Annotated in this window: 22 protein-coding genes and 2 pseudogenes; 15 read left to right on the top strand and 9 right to left on the bottom strand. The window is 58.7% G+C overall.

Translation table 11 applies throughout. The annotated features are described in order from the left end of the window. Nucleotides 1-204 precede the first annotated feature (204 nt). The 3 genes from CHB87_RS06385 (at nucleotide 205) to CHB87_RS22185 (ending at nucleotide 4,331) form a co-directional block, all read left to right on the top strand. Nucleotides 205-1,743 (top strand): DUF6065 family protein, encoded by a 1,539-nt coding sequence (locus tag CHB87_RS06385; RefSeq protein ID WP_142988244.1) that lies wholly within the window; start codon nucleotides 205-207, stop codon nucleotides 1,741-1,743. Between the two features lie 4 nt (nucleotides 1,744-1,747). After that, nucleotides 1,748-3,439, top strand: coding sequence for an outer membrane protein assembly factor BamB family protein (locus CHB87_RS06380; protein ID WP_089407597.1), 1,692 nt, complete (start codon nucleotides 1,748-1,750; stop codon nucleotides 3,437-3,439). A 151-nt stretch (nucleotides 3,440-3,590) separates the two neighbouring features. Continuing rightward, nucleotides 3,591-4,331 carry a Mu transposase domain-containing protein gene (locus tag CHB87_RS22185; protein ID WP_176441630.1) on the top strand — a complete coding sequence of 247 codons (741 nt, stop codon included), beginning with the start codon at nucleotides 3,591-3,593 and terminating at the stop codon, nucleotides 4,329-4,331. 21 nt (nucleotides 4,332-4,352) lie between these two features. On the opposite strand, the pseudogene CHB87_RS06370 reads toward CHB87_RS22185, so the two are convergent. The 4 genes and pseudogenes from CHB87_RS06370 to CHB87_RS06355 form a co-directional block, all read right to left on the bottom strand. Further along, nucleotides 4,353-5,123, bottom strand: a pseudogene (locus tag CHB87_RS06370) (ArdC-like ssDNA-binding domain-containing protein); the annotation flags it as partial. A 241-nt stretch (nucleotides 5,124-5,364) separates the two neighbouring features. Further along, nucleotides 5,365-6,747 (bottom strand): NAD-dependent succinate-semialdehyde dehydrogenase, encoded by a 1,383-nt coding sequence (locus CHB87_RS06365; RefSeq protein WP_089407595.1) that lies wholly within the window; start codon nucleotides 6,745-6,747, stop codon nucleotides 5,365-5,367. Between the two features lie 127 nt (nucleotides 6,748-6,874). Then, a complete protein-coding gene (locus CHB87_RS06360) occupies nucleotides 6,875-7,414 on the bottom strand; it encodes a general stress protein (protein WP_089407594.1) in 540 nt (179 codons plus the stop codon). A gap of 207 nt (nucleotides 7,415-7,621) precedes the next feature. Further along, nucleotides 7,622-8,287 (bottom strand): response regulator, encoded by a 666-nt coding sequence (locus tag CHB87_RS06355; RefSeq protein WP_281252316.1) that lies wholly within the window; start codon nucleotides 8,285-8,287, stop codon nucleotides 7,622-7,624. 582 nt (nucleotides 8,288-8,869) lie between these two features. Between CHB87_RS06355 and CHB87_RS06350 the strand changes: the two genes are divergently transcribed. The 11 genes and pseudogenes from CHB87_RS06350 to CHB87_RS06300 all read left to right on the top strand — a co-directional run bounded on the left by CHB87_RS06350 (nucleotide 8,870) and on the right by CHB87_RS06300 (nucleotide 19,591). Further along, nucleotides 8,870-9,418: a DsbA family protein gene (locus CHB87_RS06350; protein WP_089407592.1), complete on the top strand. Its 549-nt coding sequence runs from the start codon at nucleotides 8,870-8,872 to the stop codon at nucleotides 9,416-9,418. Between the two features lie 128 nt (nucleotides 9,419-9,546). After that, complete coding sequence (coxB, locus tag CHB87_RS06345; protein WP_089407591.1) at nucleotides 9,547-10,560, top strand: cytochrome c oxidase subunit II; 1,014 nt, start codon at nucleotides 9,547-9,549, stop codon at nucleotides 10,558-10,560. 22 nt (nucleotides 10,561-10,582) lie between these two features. Then, nucleotides 10,583-12,271, top strand: a complete 1,689-nt coding sequence (gene ctaD, locus CHB87_RS06340) for a cytochrome c oxidase subunit I (RefSeq protein ID WP_089408100.1) — start codon at nucleotides 10,583-10,585, stop codon at nucleotides 12,269-12,271. 15 nt (nucleotides 12,272-12,286) lie between these two features. Next, nucleotides 12,287-12,883 carry a cytochrome c oxidase subunit 3 gene (locus tag CHB87_RS06335; RefSeq protein ID WP_089407590.1) on the top strand — a complete coding sequence of 199 codons (597 nt, stop codon included), beginning with the start codon at nucleotides 12,287-12,289 and terminating at the stop codon, nucleotides 12,881-12,883. 32 nt (nucleotides 12,884-12,915) lie between these two features. Next, the gene (locus CHB87_RS06330) at nucleotides 12,916-13,788 is read left to right on the top strand and encodes a hypothetical protein (RefSeq protein ID WP_089407589.1); all 873 of its coding nucleotides are present in this window, start codon (nucleotides 12,916-12,918) and stop codon (nucleotides 13,786-13,788) included. Next, nucleotides 13,785-14,549, top strand: coding sequence for a c-type cytochrome (locus tag CHB87_RS06325; RefSeq protein WP_089407588.1), 765 nt, complete (start codon nucleotides 13,785-13,787; stop codon nucleotides 14,547-14,549). Before CHB87_RS06330 ends, CHB87_RS06325 begins: the two co-directional genes overlap by 4 nt. Nucleotides 14,550-14,561: 12 nt before the next feature. Continuing rightward, nucleotides 14,562-15,200, top strand: coding sequence for a QcrA and Rieske domain-containing protein (locus CHB87_RS06320; protein WP_089407587.1), 639 nt, complete (start codon nucleotides 14,562-14,564; stop codon nucleotides 15,198-15,200). Further along, complete coding sequence (locus CHB87_RS06315) at nucleotides 15,188-16,687, top strand: cytochrome b N-terminal domain-containing protein (RefSeq protein ID WP_089407586.1); 1,500 nt, start codon at nucleotides 15,188-15,190, stop codon at nucleotides 16,685-16,687. The genes CHB87_RS06320 and CHB87_RS06315 overlap by 13 nt, the downstream gene beginning before the upstream one ends. Nucleotides 16,688-16,690: 3 nt before the next feature. Then, nucleotides 16,691-17,521: a cytochrome c oxidase assembly protein gene (locus CHB87_RS06310; RefSeq protein WP_089407585.1), complete on the top strand. Its 831-nt coding sequence runs from the start codon at nucleotides 16,691-16,693 to the stop codon at nucleotides 17,519-17,521. Beyond that, nucleotides 17,521-18,252: pseudogene (locus tag CHB87_RS06305) on the top strand (YoaK family protein); the annotation flags it as partial. The gene CHB87_RS06310 and the pseudogene CHB87_RS06305, both read left to right, overlap by 1 nt. Before the next feature lie 142 nt (nucleotides 18,253-18,394). After that, complete coding sequence (locus CHB87_RS06300; protein ID WP_245817855.1) at nucleotides 18,395-19,591, top strand: VIT1/CCC1 transporter family protein; 1,197 nt, start codon at nucleotides 18,395-18,397, stop codon at nucleotides 19,589-19,591. 22 nt (nucleotides 19,592-19,613) lie between these two features. On the opposite strand, the gene CHB87_RS06295 is transcribed toward CHB87_RS06300, so the two are convergent. Continuing rightward, nucleotides 19,614-20,606, bottom strand: a complete 993-nt coding sequence (locus tag CHB87_RS06295) for a L,D-transpeptidase (RefSeq protein ID WP_089407583.1) — start codon at nucleotides 20,604-20,606, stop codon at nucleotides 19,614-19,616. A 66-nt stretch (nucleotides 20,607-20,672) separates the two neighbouring features. Then, nucleotides 20,673-21,245, bottom strand: a complete 573-nt coding sequence (locus tag CHB87_RS06290) for a hypothetical protein (RefSeq protein WP_089407582.1) — start codon at nucleotides 21,243-21,245, stop codon at nucleotides 20,673-20,675. 234 nt (nucleotides 21,246-21,479) lie between these two features. Here CHB87_RS06290 and CHB87_RS22180 point away from each other — a divergent pair, with 234 nt between their 5' ends. Continuing rightward, nucleotides 21,480-21,644: a hypothetical protein gene (locus CHB87_RS22180; protein WP_176441628.1), complete on the top strand. Its 165-nt coding sequence runs from the start codon at nucleotides 21,480-21,482 to the stop codon at nucleotides 21,642-21,644. A gap of 363 nt (nucleotides 21,645-22,007) precedes the next feature. Here CHB87_RS22180 and CHB87_RS22545 read toward each other — a convergent pair whose 3' ends face one another. The 3 genes from CHB87_RS22545 to CHB87_RS06275 all read right to left on the bottom strand — a co-directional run bounded on the left by CHB87_RS22545 (nucleotide 22,008) and on the right by CHB87_RS06275 (nucleotide 24,633). After that, entirely contained in the window at nucleotides 22,008-22,175 is a 168-nt protein-coding gene (locus tag CHB87_RS22545; protein ID WP_245817853.1) for a hypothetical protein, read from the bottom strand. Between the two features lie 226 nt (nucleotides 22,176-22,401). Beyond that, complete coding sequence (locus CHB87_RS06280) at nucleotides 22,402-22,962, bottom strand: universal stress protein (protein ID WP_245817852.1); 561 nt, start codon at nucleotides 22,960-22,962, stop codon at nucleotides 22,402-22,404. A gap of 39 nt (nucleotides 22,963-23,001) precedes the next feature. Next, a complete protein-coding gene (locus CHB87_RS06275) occupies nucleotides 23,002-24,633 on the bottom strand; it encodes an oleate hydratase (protein ID WP_089407580.1) in 1,632 nt (543 codons plus the stop codon). Nucleotides 24,634-24,645 lie beyond the last annotated feature (12 nt).

The following is a 24,645-nucleotide window of genomic DNA, read 5'->3' as shown; positions in this document are numbered from 1 at the left end:
TCCACGTAGTGAACCAAAGTATGGGAGGAGCCGGAGCAGGAGTCAAGCCATTAAGTGAAATAAATTTATTGTCGGGCAAATAAAATTATTTATGCCCGCGGCGGATGAATCTATCAACCTGTGCAAGGTTGCGCTGGTCTCGTGGACAAAAATCTGTACTATACGGGTATCGTGGTCGTGTTTGCGAAACCAAAGGAGTAACTTGTGGCCGTAGACTTGTTTCCCGAGCAACAGCGCAGTTCCCTCGAGTTTGGCAGCACAACCGAGCCTTCGATGCGAGACGATCAATCTGGACGGTTGCCACTGATTGCTTATCCGCTTACAGGCATCCCCGCGAAACTTGTGCCGGCAACGGCGGACCGGCCGTGGATGAGTGCGTTCAACACGACCTTTGCAAATCGCTGTCTGCCGATGCGCATTGCCAATCAGGACGGCTGGTTTGTTCTGAATCCTACGCCGATCAGTATCCTTTGGAACGGTGGCAACAAGCAGGAAGACATCACCATAACCGTTCTCGACGGCACCCATACACCTGCGCTGAGCCATTTTGGTCACGGCATCGTCACGTGGTGGATTCCGTACCTGTTTCGGACCCCGCCCGGTTACAACATGTACGTTCGGGGTCCGGTGAATTATCCGAAGGATGGCATCTGCGCTTTGCACGCCATCGTTGAAACGGACTGGGCCGTCGCCAGCTTTCCCATGAGCTGGAAGCTGACGCGGCCTGGGTTGCCCATCCGTTTCGATCGCGACGAGCCGATCTGCATGGTGTCTCCGGTGAGACGGGGCGAGACGGAATCGTTCGATCCCCAGCTACTGCCGATTACCGCCGACATGCACTCGCAGGCGGGACATGCAGGCTGGAGCGAAAGCCGTCGTCTGCACAACGAAAGTCTGCGTCTGCCAAATCCTCCTAAAAAGTGGGAAAAGCATTATTTTCTCGGGACGCACCCGACCACGGAGGATAAGTTTCCGGAACACCAGGTCAAGCTTGCCGTTCGACCGTTTCAGGAGGTGGCGGAGGCCACAAAAGCGATTGCACAGTTCGACGCCGCCATGCGCCGGGGTCTTCCGAAGGCGCCCGAGCCGGAGCTACGCTCTTGCCCCTTTCCCCACCCCATTGCGGCGATGTCATGCCCTGCAGCGCAAACGTCCTCGCCCGCGCCCTCGGTAGCGGTGACTGGAATCGTCCGCGAACCGGATTTTTTTGAACGCTTCCCGGAATGCGAACAGCTCGTGAATGCGTGGTTCGCGACCGATACTCAACCGAAGGAACTTACAAAACCCGGTTGGGAGTATGAATACGCTGCCGGAAGGCTGTCGCTTTTGTCCTGCGATCCCGCTAAGGTTATACCCGCCGATCTGCTGACCGCGATTCGCCATCGCCTGGATGCCTGGGCAGTCTCGCACGGGTACGGCCAGTTGCGCTCCCTGCAACTCAGCCTGCTGACGACCGGCGCGTTTCGAGCGGCAAGCCAGACACACGACGAGGCGTACTTTGCATTGCCACTGCGCATTGCAAAAGGCGTGAGGGTCCGTGGAGGCCGTCTTTACTCATCGGACATCAAAATGGGTCGCGGCTTACTCGCCGGAGTGCTGGGTAAAACAACACACCTGGTACCGGAACCCAACTGTCTGATCAGTTTCGTTCCTGGACTTAGCGTGGGTATCGAACAGGTAAACGACAGTCCAGACCCGGCTGATAGCTTGCTGCTCCTGGAAGGTACGGTTGCGGGTTCCTGAGACGATGACGAGCGAGGAACGGACGGACACGACCGCCGCACGAAGTTTGCTGCTCACAGGTATTCGTGAGCATGCCATTCTGCGCGGGGACAAACATTTTCTTGCGGCGCCTGATGGCAGCCGACTCAGTTGGCTCGTTGACCTGCGACGCGTGCTGCTACAGGGAAAATATCTTGCTGCATTTGTAGAACTTTTTTGGGAGCGCTATAAAAACGCTTCCTCGTTTCAGGTGTGCGGACTGGAAACTGCGGCGATCCCACTCATTACAGCCATCGTGATGAGTTCGTTGGAGCGTGGCACGCCGGTAAACGGCTTCATCGTCCGCCGCGAGCGCAAGACTTACGGCACGGCAAATCAGATCGAAGGCCACCTCAACGATTTTCCAGTCGTCATTGTGGACGATCTACTCAACTCCGGCCAAAGCATGGAGAAGGTGCGCGTCGTGCTCGATGAAGCAGGCCACCTGGTGGATAGCGTCTATGTGGTCCTCGACTTTCAAGCCAGGCGAGGTTTGGAATGGCGTAAACGCTGGGCTCTGCGTGTCGACGCCATCACAACGCTGAATGAACTCGGTTTGTCACAGCCCATGCGTGAACCTGCGCCGCCCCTGGCCACTTTCCGAGAGGTCTGGAGCTTTGCTTCTCCGTCCCCCAATTGGTCGGAGCGCGTTCCTAAGTCGTTTCCAGTCATTGACGGTGCGCGCATTTATTTTGGCAGCGACTGTGGAATGTTTTGGTGTTTAGACACGCGGGACGCCTCTGTTGTGTGGAGCTTTCGCGTACACTCTGACGGCCACAAGAACATCTGGTCCTCTCCCGCATTGCGTGATGGGCACGTATACTTTGGCGCTTACGACGGAAATGTTTATTCGCGCGACGCGCTGACTGGCGCGGAGATCTGGCGCTTCGAGGGTGCCGACTGGGTGGGTTCGTCCCCTGTGTTGGCTCCAGATTTGGGTCTGCTGTTCATCGGTCTCGAGTTCGCCGAGGAACATCATCGAGGCAGCATCATGGCACTCAGCCTGCGCACCGGAGAACCAGTATGGGAGCATCCTACCCGTCGCTTTACCCATGCCTCACCGGCTTACTGGCCCGCAGAACGCGTGGTGGCCTGCGGAAGCAACGACAATGAGCTTTTTTTGCTGGACGCGCTGACGGGTGCTGTCCGATGGCGTTTCGAAACACAAAGCGATGCAGGAAAAGGATCGATCAGGCACGCCCCAGCGTTCGATTTAGAGAGACGGCAGCTTGTAACCGGTTGCTCAAACGGCGATATCTACATCATCGACGTCGACTCCGGGAGGGAACTTTGGACCGTGCGTACCGGCAACACCGTTTATACCGTCCCGTTGGTGGTAAACGGGTTTGCCTATGTAGGCTCAACAGATAAATACATGTATATTCTGGATCTCGACCGCAGGAAGGTTCACACTCGCCTTTACATCGGCTCCAAAGTCTATGGCCCAGCCCGGCTATTGCTGGGCAGGATTTACTTCGGAGCTTGCAATGGTGTGATCTATGAGCTCAGCCCGAGTACTCACAAAATCACAGGAAAGCACCAAGTCGCAGATGGTATTACCAACGCACTTACATGCGATCCGGAGATCGGCAGACTCTACGCTTTGACGTACACCAACAAATTATTTGCCTTCGATCGTGATGAAGACGTGATCTTCACCCCAAAAACATCTCTGTAGCGAGTTACATAATAAAAGCGACCGATCTCCAGGCATGAAATCCGGGGCTACTATAAGCGGCGTTCTGCGGCGGAGTAAAAGTAGGCCATTCGCCGGATCTTGATTTTGTGAGCTATTGCGTTGACAGCGTGGTTCCTGGAACACCGGAGGGATGTTTCAGGTGGAGATATACGGGCGTGTACGTCGTGCGGTTCGCGTTGAGGGCCGGAGTCAGCGAGCGGTAGCCAAGGAGTTTGGGTTGTCGCGGGAGCCTATCGCCGAGCGCTTCGAGCGCGACCGCGCGGCCATGTTGCCGCTGCCCGCAACTCCGTACGAAGCCTGCGAGAAGATCACGGTGCGAGTCACTTCGCTGTCGCTGATTCGCTATCGTGGCAACGACTATTCGCTCCCGACCGAGTTCGGACACCGCCAGGTCCTGGTAAAGGGCTTCGTGCATGAAATCGTGATCGCCCGCGCCAGCGAGGTCATCGCACGACACCAGCGCAGCTATGAACGCGAAGCCGTGATCTTCGATCCACTGCATTACCTGGCGCTGCTCGAACAGGAGACTCGGGCTCTGGACCAAGCCGCACCGCTGGCCGGATGGAAGCTGCCAGACTGCTTCGCCGAACTACACCGTCTGCTCGAAGCCAGACTGAAGAAGCACGGCAGTCGTGAGTATGTGCAGGCGCCGCGGCTGATGGAGACCTTCGCTCTCTCCGAAGTAAGCCATGCCATCGAAGAGACCTTGCGACTCGGTACGATCAGTTTCGATGCAGTGCGTCATCTGATGCCGTGCCGCATCGAACGCAGGCCGCCGCGGCTCGATATGCAGAGCCTCTTCCGCTACGCTCCAGAGGCCAGCTCTCGATCTGGAGGGACAGGCCGTGGCGCCAACCGCCGGCCTGCTTGAGAAGTTGAAGGATGGTCTGCATCACGCCACCTTCGCCAGTTCCGCATCGGGCATCGCCGCCTGTTCTTCGGTCGGCGGTTGCAATGCGGCCAGGATGACGCCCGAGGCCTGCTGGATGACTTCGAGACTCTCCGCCAGCAGCGACGCGTCGCCATGGTAGAGGTGGATGTAATCCGCCGAGGCAGTTCCGGTCTGAAGTCCCACCGCCCTCCCGATGACGAAGGCGATGGCCTCGGTCTCGCGCACGACCTTGGTGGTCGCCGTGCGGCGTTCGGCCTTGTGCAGCATCTCGTGCGCGAGTTCCTGGACTAGGGTCGAAAACTCCTCGACCTGAGACTGACCGGGGAGGATCGCAATCCGTCCGCCGTAGCTCATCCCCAAAGCAGGCGCGATGTTTTCGGTGAAGACCAGCTCGATCCCCTGCCGCTCGATGAACGCACGCAGCCGGTCCCGGTTCTCTCCGACGGAGCCGTGCATCTCCCGCGTAAGGGGAAGGTCCGCGCCTTCGGTCTGCGCCACGTCGAAGACATAGACATTGCGAAAGCCAACCAGCAGATGCGTGTTCTGCCGGGTGATGTCCTTCTCGGCCTCTTCGTCCCGCTTACGCTCGATGCCGATGATAGGAGCCAGAATGCGGATGCCATGCTCACCCCGCTTGACGTTGCGGCCCAGCTGATTCCGCGCATACAGGCCTGCCACCCGGGTCGCATCGGGTTTCTGCCAGGCGATCTCCAGCATGTTGCCGAAGCTGTAGTGATGGAAACGGCTCATGGCATTGAGGTAGGCGGTAAGGCGCCCCCACTCTTCTGTGGGACCGGACACGGTTGAACCACCCAAAGCAAGACGATGAGTCCCCGGACGGATTCGGGGCCTCATCGTCTTAAGTCACGGAAGACACGCGTCGCTTCGCCGGTTCCGAGATGCAGAGGCAGGAAGGGATCGCGCCAGGCCCTGAACCGCAGATCCCGCACGTAGCGAGGTCAGCGGAAGTCAAGCCATCTTCCCCCCTTGCCGGTCCCGCGCGGCGTGCCCCTTATGCGGGAGCATCGATCGGGATGACACATACAAGTTTCTTGTTGACGAACTCCTGGATGCCCAGGCTGGACAGCTCGCGTCCGTAGCCGGAGTTCTTGATTCCGCCGAACGGCAGCTCCGGAGCGGTCCAGGTGGGATGATTGACGAAGACCATTCCTGTATCGATCCGAGCCGCGACCCGCTTTCCCCGTTCGATATCTGCCGTGAAGACAGAACCTCCGAGACCATACTTCGAATCGTTTGCAAGTTCGATGGCTTCGTCCTCGTTCTTGACACGGAAGAACAAGGCGACAGGCCCGAAGAACTCCTCATCATAGGCTGGGGTTCCCTTCTGAATCCCGGTCAGGATCGAGGGCTGCATGAAAGCACCTTGTCGGTCGACACGACCACCGCCCAGAACGAGTCTGGCTCCCGCTGCCGTCGAGCGTTTGACCTGATCGAGAAGATTCAAGAGGGCCGCCTCGGAACAAAGTGGCCCAAGCGTCGTCGATGCTTCCATCGGATCACCCGGGACCAGCAGACTGAGGGCGGACTGAAACTTCGCCAGGAACGCATCGGCAACACTCTCGACTACGATGAACCGCTTTGCCGCCACGCAGCATTGCCCGGTGTTGTTCATGCGACCCCAGACCGCCCATTCGATCGTCTTGTCCATGGCTGCGTCTTCGAGCACGATGAATGCGTCGCTGCCACCCAGTTCCATGGTGGATTTCTTCAGGTTTTTTCCTGCCTGTGCCGCCACGGCGGCCCCTGCGCGCTCACTTCCCGTCACCGCGACACCCTTGATTCGCTTGTCGTCGATCAGTCGATCGGCATCTTCGTTCGAAAGAAAAAGATTGGTGTAAGCGCCTTCGGGCGCGCCGGATTCCCGGAAGAGGGCGACGAAGGCAAGCGCACACTGTGGCACCGACGGCGCATGCTTCACCATCACCACGTTGCCCGCCATCAGGTTCGGGGCGACGAAACGCGCGAGTTGATAGTAGGGAAAGTTCCAGGGTTCGATCCCGAAGAGCACTCCAATCGGAGCGCTCTCGATGGTGGCGGCTCCGTTCCTGGGCGAGAGCTCTTGTGGAGCAAGAAACGCCTCGGCGTTCTGCGCGTAATAGTCGAGGATGTCCGCGCTGAGGGTGACCTCGCCACGACTCTCCGCGATGAGCTTCCCCATCTCCAGCGTGATCAAAGTAGCGAACTCTTCGGTACGAGAGCGCAAGATGGACGCTGCCTTCGTCAGGACGGCGCTCCGTTCGGCGAACGAGGTGGTCTTCCATTGCTGGAAACATGCCTCCGCTTGCGCGACCGCGCTCTCGACCTCGGCGCTCGTATGATCTGGAAATTCCTGGCTACATTCACCCGTGTATGGATTGGTGCTTGCGTACGGCATGGTTGGTTCCCTTTCTACCTCTCGATGCGTGGACCGGGCGAAATCGTCCAGTCCGCTCCCGATGCAAATTGCATGGTGCGCGGCTTGAACAAGGGGCAGCAGCTCACCGCCGCCCCTGTATTGGAATCTAGTTTCCCTGGCCCGCGAGGACACGCTCGCCATGGCAGGTGTAGTCGCCGTGGCCGGCGCCCGCGATGGCATTCCTGGCCCGTTCTACTTCTGTAAATGAGCCATGCACCACAAGCAGGAATTTGTCGGTCGCCAGCGCGGTCTCGTATTGAAGTACGCTATCGTGCGGGATGCCGATGCTGACCAGACCGGCGCCGATGGCGCTGAGCCCTCCCACGATGACCGCATTCTCCAACCCAGCGACGATCCACGCAACGAGCGGACCCGCGACAAGAATCGGTCCGAGTCCCGGGATGACGAACATGGCCGATCCAAACAGGAGTCCCCAGAATCCGCCCCAGAAGACACCGAGTTTGCCCCAGTACTTCATCCGATCTCCGGCATTGTAGTAACCCACGACATGCTCTTCCGTGTGAGTATCTTTCGCCGCAATGGACAGGCTCTTCATATCGACGCCTGCCTCCTGCAGCATTTTGACAGCACGTTCTGCTTCCTGGTGCGTCGGGTAGATGGCAACGACGGAATCGACTGCGCTCATGAGGTTCTCTCCGGTCCGGTTAGGAAGTTCGTTCGAAAGATGATGCAGTTCGAGTCTTCCACTCCGTCCGCGATCTTTCTGTGCAATCCGACACTGCACCGCATTCCGTTCCATCACCGCAAACTCCCCGCGGGGACTGGCTCAATCCCGTAAGACCAACCTGAGCCGAGAGAGCCCAGTGACACGGCGGCGGATAGCATCATTGTTTCAGAATCCAAGCGTCCGGATGGGCGGCGCAATCGCTCTGCGCTTCGGCGCGATGGAGCTGAGTCCCTGGAGATTCGCCTGCGAGGCCTCCGCCCCCATGGGGCGGATGATCGCGTAGTGGATGACCGAGCCACAGGAATGACACGTCGTTCGATGGATGGTCTGAATCGTATCCGGGCTTGCCTGCAACGAGTTTCGAAGACACTCCGGACAGTTGATTACCAGATGCTTCTCTTCGCTCTCGCGGCAGATCCATATGGGCGTGGATTCCGCATCCCCACGGTCGCGGGTTGGATCAGCCTCCAGAGCCTGTGAAAGAAGACTTACCAGAGCCTGGATGCCGGATGCCTTGGCATAGTATGCATCGGCCGCGATGCCGCGTGGGATGTCGGAACCTGCATAGGCGCCGCTCGTGGCAATGACGTAGATCCCGGGAAGCCGCCGCCGCACGACCGACAGGAGTTCAAATCCAGACATTCCCGGCATATTCAGGTCGGACAGGATGATGTCCGGAGTCGACTCGCGAATCTCTTTCAGTGCGCTGAGACCGTCTTCCGCCGCTCTGACCTCATGGCCAAGCGCGGTCAGTATCTGAGACATGAGCGAGCGAATTTGAGCTTCATCCTCGACCACTAACAGTCTGCGTCTCCCAGTGCTGCTTCCCATCAATTCCCCCTCTGGACGCGATCCGATTGCTTTCGACGCATCCTCTTGCTCACGATTCGTCATTTGGCCGATCAGGCGGGACGACTCGCAAGGATGTCCGTAGCGTCATGCTGTCGATCGGCTTGCGAGATCTGCGGTTCGGTCCCGTGGATCCCATGCTGCAAGGGTCGCAGATCGGTCTCCCGCGTGGCTGTGCACTTAAGCGCACGGGAATCAGTTTTTCCAGGGCCACGCGGCCGACCGTGGAGGCACGTTGCCCTTGACCGTAGCGTGTCTGCTCGAGCGATTCGCTCACCACGAGAAGTCTCCCTCCAAGCGCACGTCCTGCTGCCAGGATTGCCAGCAGACTCACGGCGGTCCGGCTTGTTGCGGGGCCGGTCGCGCGATTCAGGGTGACCAAAAGAGCACAGCTTTTTAGGGATCGCGGATGTCATGCTGATCGTGCCAATGCTCTTACCTCCTGCGCCCGATCGCATGATCACGGAGGCATCGACAAGAACAGCGCACGCGTATTCGTCTCCGGCATTTCGAAGACGCCATTAATTTTTTCCTCACCCGTCCCTCGCGTCGCAGGAGTCAGTCATGAGCAGGCTTTCCATCTCGATCACCCCGGACGATCACATTAGGGGCAATCCCGCCGCCGCATGCAGTCTTGTCGAATTTGGCGACTACGAGTGTCCCTCGTGTGGACAGATCGAACCGGTTCTGCAAAAACTGCAAAAACACTTCGGAGATCGTCTCTCCTTCGTGTTTCGCAACTTTCCTCTCAGCGAGACCCACGCGTGGGCCGAGGCCGCGGCAGAGACGGCAGAGTTCGCAGCGAGCCAAGGAAAGTTCTGGGAGATGCACGATTTACTTTTCGAGTACCAGAGCATCCTCTCCGGCGACACGCTTCTTGAACTCGCAACCCGCGTCGGAGAGTCGAGCGCCGCGCTTAGCACCGCTCTCCAGGGAGGCCTCTATCAAGAACGCGTTCGCCTCGATCTGGAGGCGGGAATCCGGAGCGGCGTCAACGGAACGCCAACGCTTTTTATCGACGACCGGCGTTACGACGGATCCTTCGACTCCGATTCGCTCACCGACGCAATTGATCGCGCCCTGGCGGAGGTCAAGGATGCCGATGAGCTTTGAAAGCGGACCACTGTGAGCACTTTTGCTCAGATTGGCCAGTGCGAGACTTTCATACTTGCTAGAGCAACGCCGCCGCGACTTGTATCCCGATTACTCCCAGGAAGGCCCAACGCTTCGATTGGAGACTTATGCCGTTCCATCCCTGGCCGCCTATCCTCGCGACCCAAGTGACCACCGGTCTCGGTGGAAGCCCGACCAGCATCTTCAATCCGGCAGGTACGCCGGCGCATTCGGTTTTCAGCCTTTCGATGCTGGTGCTTGGGATTACGTCGGGCATCTTCCTGGTCGTGGCTGGCCTGCTCCTTTACGCGTTGCTTCGCTACAGGCATCGGCCGACCGACGAAAACGCCTTACGGGAACCGGCGCAGATCTATGGAAGCAATCAGATCGAGCTTTCCTGGACGGTCATCCCGATCCTGATCGTTGTGATGCTCTTCCTCGCCACAGCCCGCGTCATCTACACCACCGAGCACGCTGCAAAGCCGACGGACTCTCTCGATGTCACCGTGATCGGCCATCAGTTCTGGTGGGAGTATCGCTATCCGAAGCTCGGCATCGTGACCGCGAATGAACTGCATATTCCCGTCAGCGATCCAAAACATCCCACGCCGACGTACCTCACGATGTCTTCCGCAGACACGGACCACAGCTTCTGGATCCCACGCCTTGCCGGCAAAATGGACCTCATCCCCAACAAGGTGAATACCATGTGGATAGATCCGCAGGCCGCGGGCCTCTACCTTGGCCAATGCGCCCAGTATTGCGGGACGCAGCACGCGAAGATGCTGCTGCGCGTCTACGCCGATACGCCAACGGAGTTTGCCGCATGGGTCGCACATCAACGGATGGCAGCCACTCAGAACGTGGCGGTCGCTCAGGGGCGAGCCGTGTTTGAACACAACGCCTGCATCAGTTGCCACACCATTGCGGGCACGGTCGCTACGGGGCGCTTTGGACCGGACCTCACGCATGTCGCCAGCCGCGACACGATCGCCTCCGGATCAGTGCCCAACTCCGCTGAGAATCTCCGCGTGTTCGTCGACGATCCTGCGCACTTCAAACCCGGCGTCCTGATGCCGCCCATGCACCTGGACGCGCAGGACCTCGATGCAGTCACCGCCTACCTTGTCACGCTGAAGTAGAGAACACGAAGGAAGGAACATGATGGCAACGCAGACTCCAGTTCATGCGGTTCTCGACCAGACGAGCACGACCCCGCCGCGTCGGCTGGTGCTCGAAGTGCTGCACGACTGGATCGCGACCGTCGACCATAAGAAGATCGGGCTGATGTATATCGGCTACGCTCTGATCTTTCTGGTGGTCGCCGGCCTGGAGGCGATCCTGATTCGCATCCAGCTTGCCGTTCCCAATAATCACTTCGTATCGCCTCAGACCTTCAACCGGCTCTTCACCATGCACGGCACGACGATGGTCTTCTTCGTCGGGATGCCGATTCTTTTCGGGTTTGGCAACTACCTTATCCCGCTCATGATCGGCGCGCGCGATATGGCGTTTCCCCGGCTGAACGCCTTCAGCTTCTGGATCTCCGCCTTCGGCGGCACCCTGCTCTACTTCAGCTATCTCGGAGGCGACGGGCTGTACGGTGCGGGCAGCGCACCGGACGTCGGCTGGTGGGCCTATGCTCCGCTGACCGCACATGCTTTCTCACCCGGCCACAGCACGGACTATTGGACGCTTGCGGTTCTGCTCAGCGGTATCGGGACCATCGGCACCGCGCTGAACATCGTCGCAACGATCCTCTGCATGCGATGCCCGGGTATGAAGCTGGGCCGGATGCCACTCTTCGCGTGGCTCTATCTGGTCATGTCGATGCTGGTCTTCGTCACGGTCAGCCCGCTGACCGCGGCACAGATCATGCTGATGCTGGACCGCTATCTTGGCTCCCACTTCTTCGATACCCAGGCGGGCGGATCGGCCGTACTCTGGATGCACTTCTTCTGGATCTTCGGCCACCCCGAAGTCTATGTGCTCATCCTGCCGGCGTTCGCCTACGCGAACGAGATCATCCCCGTCTTCTCACGCAAGGCCATCTTCGGTTATCCGGCGATGGTGGCTGCCTCCGTGGGCATTGGCTTCATCAGCCTCAGCGTCTGGGCTCACCATATGTTTACGGTTGGCATGGGCGCTGGCGCGAATGCGTTCTTCACCCTGGCCACCATGGTGATTGGCGTCCCCACCGGCATCAAGATCTTCAACTGGCTCGCGACGATCTGGGGTGGAAAAGTACACTTCACCGTGGCGATGATGTTCGCGGTCGGCTTCCTCTTCCAGTTCCTCATCGCGGGTCTGACCGGCATCATGCTCTCCGCCGCGCCACTCGACTGGCAGCTCGGCAACTCCTACTTCGTCGTCGCACACTTCCACTTCGTTCTCGTCGGCGCAATCCTCTTCATGCTCTTCTCCGCCTTTTACTATTGGTTCCCGAAGATGACCGGGCGCATGTTGAGCGAGAGGATCGGCAAGTGGCACTTCTGGATCTTCCTGATTGGCTTTCATCTCACCTTCGACCTGATGCACATCCCGGGATTGCTCGGCATGCCTCGCCGGATCTACACCTACGAGGCCGATCGCGGCTGGGCGATGTGGAACATGCTGATTTCGAGTGGCGGTTTCATTCAGGCGATCGGCACACTTCTCTTCGTCTACAACATGATCTGGTCTTACTTCAAGGGCGCGGTCGCCGGGGCCGATCCGTGGGATGCGTGGACACTGGAATGGTCCACGACCTCGCCACCTCCCGATTACAACTTCGCGAAAATCCCTACCGTCGAGAGCCGTCGTCCGCTCTGGGATCTCAAGCATCCCGAAGATCCAGACAGCAACTATGAATAGCGAGCGTGAACGACCATGAGCGAAGCAGCCATCATCCCGCAGCATGAAACCGAAGCGTGGAAGCTACCCTCGCGCGGAGTCGTCGGCATGGCCTGCCTCATCCTTGCCGAGGCGGCGATCTTCATCATCTTCGTCGTCGCCTATCTCTTCTATCTCGGCAAGAGTCTCAGCGGCCCTACACCTCGCGATGTGCTTGAGCTTCCCGTCTTCACGTCCATTTGCCTTTTATCGAGCAGTCTCACCCTCCATCTCGCTGTAGCATCGCTCCACAAAGGAGCGACACGTCTCTGTTCGCTCTGGCTGGCGATCACAGTCCTTCTCGGCGGCATCTTCCTCGTCGGCACAGGGATGGAGTGGTATCACCTCATCTACGTGGATGGTCTCACCATTCGCACCAATCTCTTCGGCACGACCTTTTACTCGCTGGTAGGTCTGCATGGATTCCACGTCATCGTCGGCCTGTTCCTGCTCTCGCTGGCGCTTCTCTTTTCTCTTCGCGGCCAGTTGAATAACTCCCACACGGAAAAGCTTGAAGTGCTTTCGCTCTACTGGCACTTCGTCGACGCGGTTTGGATCGTCGTCTTGCTCGTCGTCTACGTCTTCGGGCGATGACGACGATCCCAATACCGCCGAAAGGAGACACCATGCACCTCGACCACACGGAAGTCGAAACCGATGTCATCCAGCTTCCGTCACCCACCATCTTCCCCATGGTCCTCGCGCTGGGTATCTCGCTTATCTGCGCTGGGATGGTGACGCATGTCGCGATCGGGCTCCTTGGCTTAGTGCTGACGATCTGGGGTTCCGTCGGATGGTTCTTCCAGGTCTTTCCTCATGAACATCATGTTGCTGTCGTCGTGCAGACCGAGGAAGTGACCATCGCCAGTACGCGCACGCTTACCGATCGTCTGCCCGCTATCGAGACGCAGCGTGCGATCCTGCCCGTGGAGACCTTCCATATCACCACCGGCATCAGGGGTGGCGTCGCCGGCGGCATCGCGATGGTGGTCCCGGCCACTCTTTTCAGTCTCTTGAAGTATCACAGCATCTGGTATGCCATGAACCTTCTGGCGGCCGGTGGCTTCGTGAGCTGGGCAGGAGCCAGCGACAGCTTCCTCGGCCAGTTCCACCTGCAGGGTCTGCTGGCGGCTCTCATCATTCACGGAGTGGTCTCCCTGCTGGTCGGTCTCCTCTACGGCGCGATGCTTCCCATGTTTCCGAAGTATCCCATCGTCACCGCAGGGCTAATGGTTCCCCTGCTCTTCACCGGGATTCTCTACTCGGCTCTCAGCATCATCAGCCCGATCCTCAACGAACGCATCGGCTGGTTCTGGTTCGTGGTCTCGCAGATCGCTTTTGGCCTCGTCTGCGGCTTCGTCGTCAACCTGCAGACGAAGGTCCGCACACCTCAGTTCCGCGCGCTGCCCTTCGCCACTCGTGCCGGCATTCACTCCGATCAAATCACTCGTCCCTCCAAACAAAACGGACAGCCGGATGAGAAGGACCCCTCGCAATGATGCCAAAGCCACGTTCCGCAGCCTCGCTCTTCCTGACCAGTCTGCTCCTCTTTGCGAGTGCAGGCTGTAAGGACGCGCCGGGTAAACCGAAGTTCACCGCGGAGACGCAACGTCCCGATCAGGTGATCGACTTCCCCACGCTCTACCAGCAGAACTGTTCCGCCTGTCATGGGGCCAACGGCAGCAAGGGCGCTGCGATCTCGCTCTCGAACCCGGTCTATCTTGCCACGGCAGGTGAAGCTGCGATCCAGAACGCCACCACGAACGGCATACCCGGAACGCTGATGCCGGCCTTCGCAATCGGTAAGGGCGGAATGCTGACCGACCAGCAGATCGCAATACTGGCGCGTGGAATGGTCGAAGTATGGGGACGTCCTTCGCAGCTACAGGGTCAGGCATTTCCGACCTACGCCAGCAGTACAACCGGCGATGCAACTGCGGGGCACATTGCGTACACAAGCTTCTGCTCCCGCTGCCATGGGGTAGACGGAGCAGGTATCGCTGCAAAGATCTCGGCGCAACATTCGACCGAAGCAACCGGGTCCATCATCGATCCGGCCTATCTGGCTCTCGTAAGCGATCAGAGCCTTCGCAGCACAATCATTGCAGGGAAGCCAGAGGACCACATGCCCGACTGGCGATCAGACGCCAGCGGACCGAACGCATTAGCCATGACAGACCAGCAGATCACCGACACCGTCACATGGCTCGCATCCCACCGCATCGCAACACCCGGCCAGCCCTATCGGGAGCACCCGTAGACGGAGATAAGCATGAGCGAAGTTCCAGTACAACCCGTCGTTGACGACAGCGGCCCAACTCCGGAGGCGAAGGCTGCCGCTCACTCTCGACGCAGCTTCCTCTTCAAGCTATCGCTGTTGCTGAATGGCGCCGTGGGCGCCGTCCTCGCCGTCCCGCTCGTCGGCTACCTGCTCGGTCCGACGACAAAGAAAAGTTCAGCCGTCGGTTCCTGGATCGGTCTCGGCCCCGCAAGCCAGTTCCCTGTCGGCGAGACACGCCTCGTCGACTTTCAAAGCCCGGTCACCAGTCTCGGCGACGGGCAGACAGCCAAGGTCGCCTGCTGGGTGCGACGGATCTCGGCAGAACAGTTCCAGGTCTTCGCCATCAACTGCGCCCATCTCGGCTGTCCCGTTCGCTGGTTCTCGGAGTCGAAGCTCTTCATGTGCCCCTGCCATGGCGGAGCTTACTACGAAGATGGTTCCCGCGCCTCAGGTCCGCCCGAACGCGGCCTCTTCGAATACAAGTACAAACTCGCCGGGGATTCGCTCGTCATCCATGCAGGCGAGATGCCGACGCTCGCAACGCAGGCCTCCTGCAACGAGAAGCCCCTCATACAGATCGAACCCGCATCAACGGCTACATCCACGAGGCCGACACCATGGCAGGTTTGAAGCAGCGCGCTATCGGCGCCGGACTTGCAGCCTATAACTGGGTGGAAAGCCGACTCGGGCTCATCAAGCCGATGACCGCCGCCGCGACCCATCCCACGCCCGCCAGCAACGCAAGCTGGTGGTACGTCTTCGGCAGTGCGGCAACGGTCCTGCTGATGCTGCAGGTCATGACCGGTATCCTGCTCGCGCTCGTCTACAGCCCCTCCGCGAACGAGGCCTGGAGCAGTCTCAACTTCCTCAACCACAACGTCGCCCTCGGCTGGTATCTGCGCGCACTCCATGGCTGGGGCTCGGACTTCATGATCGCCATCGTGCTCATCCACATGGTGCAGGTCTTCCTCTTCGGCTCCTTCAAGTTTCCGCGCGAGCTCACCTGGATCATCGGCGTACTGCTCCTCCTGCTGACGCTCGGCATGGCCTTCACCGGACAGGTGATGCGCTTCGATCAGGACGCGTACTGGGGTCTTGGCATCGGCGCTTCTCTGGCCAGCCGTGTGCCCTTCATCGGCGCATCGCTGGTGCATCTGATGCTCGGCGGACCGACCATCGGTGGTGCCACGCTCTCCCGCTTCTTCACGCTGCATGTGTTCGTCATCCCGGGCCTTCTGCTTGCAGGCGTTGGAGTTCACATCTGGATGACGCTCTTCCATGGCGTCAGTGAATGGCCCATGCCCGGCCGCCTCGTGCGCAAGGCCACCTATGAACGCGAGTACCAAGAACTGACGGCGAAGACGGGTATTCCCTTTGTCCCCGATGCGGCATGGAAAGACGCCGTCTTCGCAGCAGCCATCATCTTCGCCGTCATGGCATGTGCTTTCTTCTTTGGGCCCATCGGACCCGGCGGGCCGCCCGATCCGACCATTATTCAGACCGCGCCCAAACCAGACTTTGCGTTCCTCTGGATCTACGCGGTCCTCGCCTATCTTCCACCGTCGATCGAAACGCCCGTCATCCTGGTCGTGCCCGTACTCGCGATTGCCGGGATGCTGCTGCTACCGGTGTTGAACGGGGAGGGAGAGCGCCACTGGGCACGCCGTCCGGTCGCCGTGCTCATGGTCTCGGTCATCGCAGTCTCGCTCGGGATCTTCACCCGGCTTGGCGCCTACACTCCGTGGAGCCCGATCATGGGCGCATGGACGAGCGAACCGGTGCCGCCCAAGTACCTGCATGGACGTACACCGCTGGAACGACAGGGAGCGGTCGTCTTACAGAATAAGCAATGCCGTAACTGCCACATCCTGGATGGGGCAGGCGGACAGCGCGGCCCGGCGCTCGACGACGTCGCCTCGCGCCTGACCGAAGACCAGATCATCCGGCAGATCCTGCAGGGCGGCGGGAACATGCCGGCGTACGGCAAGGCACTGAATCCGTCCGAGACCAAAGCTCTCACGCAGTTCCTGGAGACGTTGCGAGGTCCCAACGTTTCCCCCGCGGTCGATGCCTCGCGCGACATGACCGAGCCAAAGACTGGGCCGACGGGGCACTAGCGTATGTCTGTCGCCGTGTCCCATGTCTTCGAGGAGTGGTCGCTCCCCGTCTGGTTAACGCTTTCTTTAGCGTTCACCGGAGTTATCTATCTGCGCGGCTGGCTCGCCATCCGCAAGACGAGACCGGAACAATTTGGAGAGCTCCGGCTGGCATCGTTCCTGGGTGGACTCGTGGTTCTGTGGGTGGCCATCGGATCGCCCATGGATGCCTTCGCGGACACCCTGCTCAGTGTCCACATGGTCGAGCATCTGATCCTGATGTCCGTGGTTCCGCCGCTGTTGCTCTGTGGTCTGCCCGTCGTTCCATTGCTGCGTGGGCTACCGATTTGGGCCACCGTCCGCATCGTCAGCCCACTGATCCGTCTAGCGACGGTACGACGTCTCTTGCACTGGCTGATGAGGCCCGTCGTGGCATGGTTCGCAATGAACCTCACCTTCCTCGCATGGCACATTCCTCGCGCCTATGACTTCGCGTTGGAGCATGAGAACTGGCATGCCGTCGAGCACCTCTGTTTCCTGGGAACCTCTCTTCTGTTCTGGTATTGCATCGTGCTTCCCTGGCCTGCCGCGACGCATCCGCGCACCTGGGGCATTTTGATCTTTCTCGTCTCGGCCGATGTCATCAACACTCTGCTCTCCGCCTTCCTGGCATTCTGCGACCGGCCAGCCTACCGCTACTACGTCACCCATCCCAACACTTTTGGGATCGATCCGTTGAGTGATCAGGTGCTGGGAGCCGTTATCATGTGGGTGCTGGGTTCCTTTGCCTTCCTTATCCCGGCCATGGTGATCACGGTTCGCATGCTTTCGCGGACGAGAACGGAACGTGTCTGATGCCAATCGCTTATCTGCGCGGACTGACGGGGCGGCGCCGGGACGAACGATCCGATCGTCATCTCGCGTATTATCTTGCGTTCGTGGCAGGCGCGACGAATGCCGGAGGCTTTCTGGCTGTCAAACAATACACGTCTCATATGACTGGGATCGTGTCGCGGATGGCGGACAGTGTCGCTCTGGGCGATGTCGACGTGGTCCTGTCGGCGCTTGGCGCTCTGCTCTCTTTCGTTACCGGGGCTGCATGCTCCGCGATTCTGATCCACTGGGGGCGAAGGAAGGGCCTGCAAAGCGAGTACGCCTTACCTCTCTTGCTGGAATCGGCTTTGCTGCTGGTGTTTGGCCTTCTCGGCGGCAATCTGGAGCATCACGAATGGCTCTTTGTGCCAGCGAGCGTGATGCTGCTCTGCTGCATCATGGGACTGCAAAACGCCATCATCACGAAGCTGTCTCATGCCACGATCAGGACCACGCATGTGACCGGAATGGTCACGGACATCGGAATTGAGATCGGCAAAATGATTTATTGGAACCGGGCTGACAGCGATCCAGTCCTGCCTCGCATCCATGGCGACCGGGGCAGGCTGGGGGTGCTCGTCTCCCTCGTCGGACTTTTTTTCGTCGGCGGGATTGCCGGCGCAATCGAGTTCAAACGTCTTGGATTTTCAGCGACTCTCTTTCTAGCAGCGATTCTGCTTCTACTCGCGCTGATTCCGATACTCGACGACCTTATTCCGCTTCTCATCAAGGAAAAGACAAACGAGCATTGACTCTCTCTTCACGAGCACCCACCATAACTCCGCAGGGCTCACGCAAGCGGACCGAGGAAGAAGGGTTTCAAACGGTTTCAGTGAATCGGGGAATCAGGCAGGTATGGAAAAGATCGCTCAGGCACCAGTCTCCCTTTCGATCCTTGAGTCCAACTGGCAGATCGAGATGGAAGATCACGCGACTTACAGGGCCTTGGCTATGGCTGAGCTCGACTCAAGGCGGCGCAATGTGATGAGGGGCCTGGCCGCTGCGGAGAAACATCATGCAGACCTTTGGGCAGGTGAGATCGCCGCTCTCCATGGGCCGTTGCCGGTGTATCACGGGAATGCAAACGGATGGTTCGATGTCCTTGCCGCTCTGCCCGGCGGTATCGATGTCGAACTCCATCGTCTTAGAATTCATGAACGAAGCGAGATTGAGCGTTACAGCAAACAAAGTTCGACGGTCACAGAATTGGGTTGTCAAAACGTTCTGCGGGAGGTGCTCGCGGACGAGAACGATCACTACAAGACGCTGAGCAGTTTGATCCGGGCGCGCCCGCCGCTCCCCTTGCTGGATGGTTCGCAGGCCAGGATCGCCCTTGAGGCTCTGTTGGCCGCTCGAAAAAAGCGGGCTCCAGAGGCTGCAGGGTGGCTGAACGACGCTATTTATGCCGCCCATGACGGTCTGGGCTCCATCTTCGGCATCGTCTCCGGGGTCGCTGGAGCGACGTTAGGGAAGAGCCACTATGTGCTGATCGCAGGTTTGGCGGGAATGGTCGGCAGCGCGCTGTCCACCGGGACGGGCGCTTATCTCACTGCGAGAAGCGAGCGGGAGATCTATGAGGCTGGAATCGCACGAGAGCGCCGGGCCGTTGACTACGACGAATCCGAATCGCTCGAGGTGCTGGCGCTTAGCCTTCAGGTTCGCGGTCTTCCAGAGGATGTGGCAGAGCGACTTTCCCATCTGCTTGCGGAAGACAAAGAAGTTTTCGTCAAGGCTCTTGCACGCACCAGGGGAAGCATCTCCGAGGAAAACCTCAGTAATCCCTGGGTTGCGGCCTTGACTGGCTTCGCGGCGACGGCGATCGGCGCGTTCGTCCCCATCGTTCCTTTCTTTCTCATGTCGGGGTTTTCTGCGATTGCCTCTGCAGCAATCGTCTCGCTCTCCGCTCACTTCGCCGTCGGCGCGACGAGATCGCTCATGACGGTGCGGCCATGGTGGCGCTCTGGTCTTGAATTGACGGCCTTCGGCGCGGTCGAAGGGATCATCACGTTCTCGATTGGCATCGCTCTGGGGCAGGCCGTCGGAACCCGTTAGCAGTTGCGAAGCTCCCGCTAGACTAGGGCTCCGATTCGATGACCGTGAGGCTATTCCCTGTCGCACTGGCCAGAAGCGAATCCGCGGTTACAACGAGGGTGACACCAGGCGACAGTAGGCCGTCCAAGGCGCTTCGAAAGGCATCAGGCATGGTCACCCGCGCGCGTTCCGTCAGCGGCAATTCCCGGCTTCCCTCCCAGCTTTGGCCTGGAAGCGGCAACTGTATCCAGTGAAATCCCTCCTGATCGATCTTCGAAAGGCTGTAGGCCGTCGTCTCCGCCACTGAGCCAGCGATGGTGACTGGCGTAGAGCCGATGAGCACCCCATTCCGAAGCACGACCAAACGACGATCCGCCGCGCTCAGGACGAGAGATACCAGCCCCGATGTCGACTTCTGAGGCTCCCAGATCGCTCCGCCGGCATCCTCGGCCTTCGTTGCCGCTTCGCCCTGGAGCAGGTCGGGAGTGGGAGCGATTCGCGGTACTGCATCGAGCTCCGTAATCACGACGGTCATCCCTTGCTCGGTCGTGCCATATAGGAGCCTGGCAAAGGCTATCGGCATCCGGATGCATCCGTGCGAGGCGGGATATCCGGGTAGGTTTCCGGCGTGCATGGCCACCCCCGACCAGGTCAGCCGCTCCATGTAAGGCATCGGAGCCGACTTGTAGAGGCTCGACTTGTGGTGCACCTGCTTCTGCAAAATGGTGAAAACACCGGTTGGCGTCCTATGTCCAGTCTTGCCTGTCGAGACGGTGGCCACACCGATGAGAACGCCATTGCGATAGACATAGCAACGTTGTACTCCGAGACTGATCACAGCAAGGACGGGACCGCTTGGGGCGATCGCCGGAGCCCAAAGAAACTGTCCCGGTTTCAGTCCCTCTATGTCGAGAGCAACCATGGGTCCGAGGGGGAGAGATTCCTGAGACCACAGGACGGACGTGGATACCCGCATGACCGCAAGTCCGGCGAATCCGTTCCATAAGAATATTCGTCTCGAGCTCTTGATCTTCATCTCATCTCCATGTCAAAACTCGTTCGATTTCAGGCCGCGTTGGGTTGCGATGAGAGAATCTTCTCTTCAGATTTGGCTTTGCGGATATTCATCCCTGGGTACATCCCAACCGGTCGGCTGTTCCTCAAACGCGGAAGCCGGCTGCTTCGATGGGTCGCTTTCTGAAGGAACGGCATGCAGCGATCTTTGTCCCTCTTCGGACAAATCGCACAGTAAAGCGCCAATTTCGCGTCGTGAATGCGCGGTTGTTTCCTTCGCGTTCTTTCTGAGCTTGTGGAGCATCCCCAGCAATTGCTCCGGGCGGCAGTGGACATCGATGGCGTCATCGTAAAGCCGGTCTTCGAGGACCACGTCCACATTTCCAAAGAGCAGAATGCAGGCGTCCGGCCAGTATTGCCGTATCTCCTGAGCCAGCACCAGCAGAGTCTCTTGTCCAAGAGTCTGGCTGAGTATGGCTACCTCAACCTCCATATTGCAAAGGTCGGTTCCCGTACTCTCTTCGCTGGATGCGGCCACGTAGTCCATAGCAGCGGAGAGCAGCTGCGTCCGGGCCGCGAGCAGGCCTGGGTCGGGATCGACAATTAAGATACCGGAAGGAAGATACGCGTAACTCTTGGAGCCGAACCTTGCAAGCTGCATCGATCATCCTCTTCCGCGTAATGACCCACCAAACGGTTTGCGTCACTGCTCGACTTCTCGATGATTGAAGGGAGATCGAATTCCTTCGCCCTCCATGAGCAGTGAATATGATTCTCTTCTTTCACGCTGACGGCTGATGAGTCCGATTGCTCAGTGTTCGACTGCCGTGGTGTGGAATCCTCATCAGACATTGAGCAATCATCTTCAGTACTCAGGCTCATAGAGGTCTCACTCATGACGAAGAAGCTCACGGATCGCGAGAAGAAGATCGACGACCTCCAGGCGGAGGAATCGATCATTGAAAGTAGAAGCACCCATCAGGGGTTTCGCGACGCTAGCCGCCGGAATCGCATCGAAGAGGAAGTGAACGCACTTGAAGAAGCGTCACGACGAGACTAGTCGACGCCACTGAGACTTATGGTTCAGGGCGCGGCCCCTTCTCTCCAGATCACCTGAGCGATAGGCTGCCCACGAAAGCAGAATGTTGGATCACCCGCGCCCGCCTCCACCGTGTCGTTGTAAATGACGTCAAGGATCACCTCGATACCCGCGCGATGCAGATGTTTGACCATGTCGCGAAATTAATCAATACACCGTACGGGATCGCCAGAGGAACTATACCCAAGATGGGGAGCAAAGAACGATACGCGATTGATCCCCAGTAGTCCGTCAAGCCTGAAGGTGCGGATTGCGAGTCGAACTGGAAGACGGGCAGGATCTCGACGGCGGTGATGCCAAGCTCCTGCAAATAGGGGATCTTCTCTACCACGCCTGATAGGTGCCGCGATTGAGCTCCGACGCGCCAGAATCAGGATGACGTGTAAAACCGGCGATATGCATTTCGTAGATGACCGTCGATCGAAAAGAGTGATTGAGCGGCACGTCTCCGTCCCAGTCAAAAAGAGTCATATCGACGACGACGCTCTTCATCGACGTTGCCGGCACGGGAGAAGTCCTTCCGTCATTCTTTCACCAACGGGTGCGGGTCTTGGTTTGAAGGCGGCTCTGAAATGAAGATTCAAGAACAGCTTGAGGCCGCCGAGCTATACGGCCATGCTCCGACCGGCGGCGGCGCGATGAAGGTGAGAGAGTGTACCTCATTCGTCCGAAGCAACCATGCGAGTGCACCGCGAGGACGCTGCCGCATTTGCAGCAATCACTCATCACCCTCAAGAGCCTCTCCCCCTTCAGTCTTAGCGCTCCGGAGGAGGAGGACGGGGCATTCCGCGAGCTTGACGACCTTTTCCGCGATCGATCCGAAGACAACCGGTCGCCATCCCGACATACCGTGCGTTGAAATCACGAGCATGTCAGCGTGCTCCCGTTTGCTCACCATCAGGACGCTCCCTACGACATCATTGCCGATCTCGACCCCGGAGTGTGCTTTCACACCCTGACCTGAGAGATTGACAATGAAGTCGGCGAATCGCTTCACGGCATCCTGTTCGGCGTTGTCAAGAAACTCTTGACGCGGGTAGAAGGCTGTCGGGAACTCCATTCCGGTGACCATCGTCAACATCGGGATGGCATGAAGAAGGTAAAGTTCCGCATGGAATTGCTGGGCAAGTTCAGCCGCTATCGCCAGCGCTGAAATCGACGAGACACTAAAGTCCATGGGGACAAGAATTTTCTTCGGATGAAAGGTGAAGCCGGGTATAAGCATCTTTGATCTCCTCGTTCTAAGAACTTCCTCCGCAACAAGCGAAGGCTCTTCCATCTCACAAGCGAATAGGAAACACGCCTGATCACGTTCTCCCTAGAGAGAAACGAGAGATGCAGTCGGTGTCTCCGCGGAATTCTTACCGTGCAAGGCCTCAAAGGCCTTCAAGAGAACACGCGGATTGTGAGTTCCTTTGTAGACAGCGGGAGGCATCCGACCGATCCCAAGGAGTTCGTAGACCGCGACCTGTGCCGAGCGGACCGAGTATTCCACGGTGAAAACCACGTCTTCGGGAAGCTCACAGAACTGCCCGAGAAATGCGAGGTTCTGCGATCGTTCCGGAACCACCAAGGGCCGGTCCCCTGCTGACCGGGGCAGAAACTGACTGGTAATGAAGGGCATCATGCACGGGATGCAATTACAGGCGTGTAGGATCATTTCAGCTTCTGCCTGCAGGCGGAGGTGGCCGAGGATCTCCGTCATGATCTCCTCTCCGCTGCACTCCGACATCGGCTTGACGACGAAGTTTCCAGGCTTGTCGACAAGGAGGCCGTATCCCCAGAAGACATCGACGTTCTCGGGTTGCTGAATGAAGTGAGGCTGATGAGGCAGGACGATCGACACGAGCCAGTTTGATTCCGGGAAGGTGATCAATCCTCCCTCTCCGGGCGCATTTCCCGTGAGGTGATGGATGGAATCGAAGAACGCCGGTCCATGCAGAGTTGTGGTGAAGGAGATCCACTTCGAATCGGCGATATGGTCGCTGAAATTTGCGGGGTGACCGAAGCCTGTTCCCTGTTGAGCAATCTTCTCCCACAAGCTCCAGGCCTCGCCGTCCGGTCGTTCTTTGAGGACGGCAGGTCGTGTCATCGAACCCAGCGTGGAGCCCTCCGTCATCGAGCCCAGGGTGACCATCACAAAGTCTGCATCGGCAACCTGGAGAGTGTGCAGTCGCACCCCGGTTCTGCAACGGATTCCTTCAACCCAAAAACTGTCCACACCATGGTTGAGATCGAGGTCTACCACCTGGGTGTCGAGAAGAAACTGCACTCCACGCTCTGTGAGCCAACGATGGAGCGGACGAACCAGCGAGTCGTATTGATTGAAGACGGTGCGCATGATGCCGCCAAGTGTATCGAAGCCCGCGACCATATGCGTGAACCGTAAGAGGTAACGCTTGAACTCAACGGCACTGTGCCACGGCTGGAAGGCAAACGTCGTGCACCACATAAACCAGAAGTCCGTTCCGAAGAAAGCTGCATCGAAATGATCGGAGATGCAAGTACGCCCAAGGAGCGACTCCGGCTCCAACCCGAGCCACTCGATCGCAAGAATCTGCCTCTCACTCAAGCCAAAGAGTGGAGCGTCCACGGCCTTCCCGTCGCGAAAGAGACGTGACTTCGATGCGGTCTTTAAAGCCTCGTTCCAGGCGAATGTCTCTTCGGTGACCGACCGGCTGCCGTCGAGCGTAGGAATCGAGGCGAAGAGATCGAAGGTACAGAGGTATTTGCTCTCAAGCATCCGGCCACCGCGCATCACGTAGCCGGTCTCGGCATTCCCACTGGCGTCGAGACTTCCACCGATGTTGGATGACTCTTCGATGACGGTGATGCTGCGCCCCGTCATCCCGCCATCACGAATCAAGAAGGCAGCAGCAGCCAGAGACGCGATCCCAGCGCCGATCAGATACACCTTGGTGTCTTCTTGAACTTTTTGCTTCTGCGTCATCGGGCAACCTTT

This window comes from Granulicella rosea, from assembly GCF_900188085.1.
GTDB lineage: Bacteria > Acidobacteriota > Terriglobia > Terriglobales > Acidobacteriaceae > Edaphobacter > Edaphobacter rosea.
The sequence above is the reverse complement of the archived record's forward strand: the minus strand, read 5'-3'. Positions and strand labels throughout refer to the sequence as shown.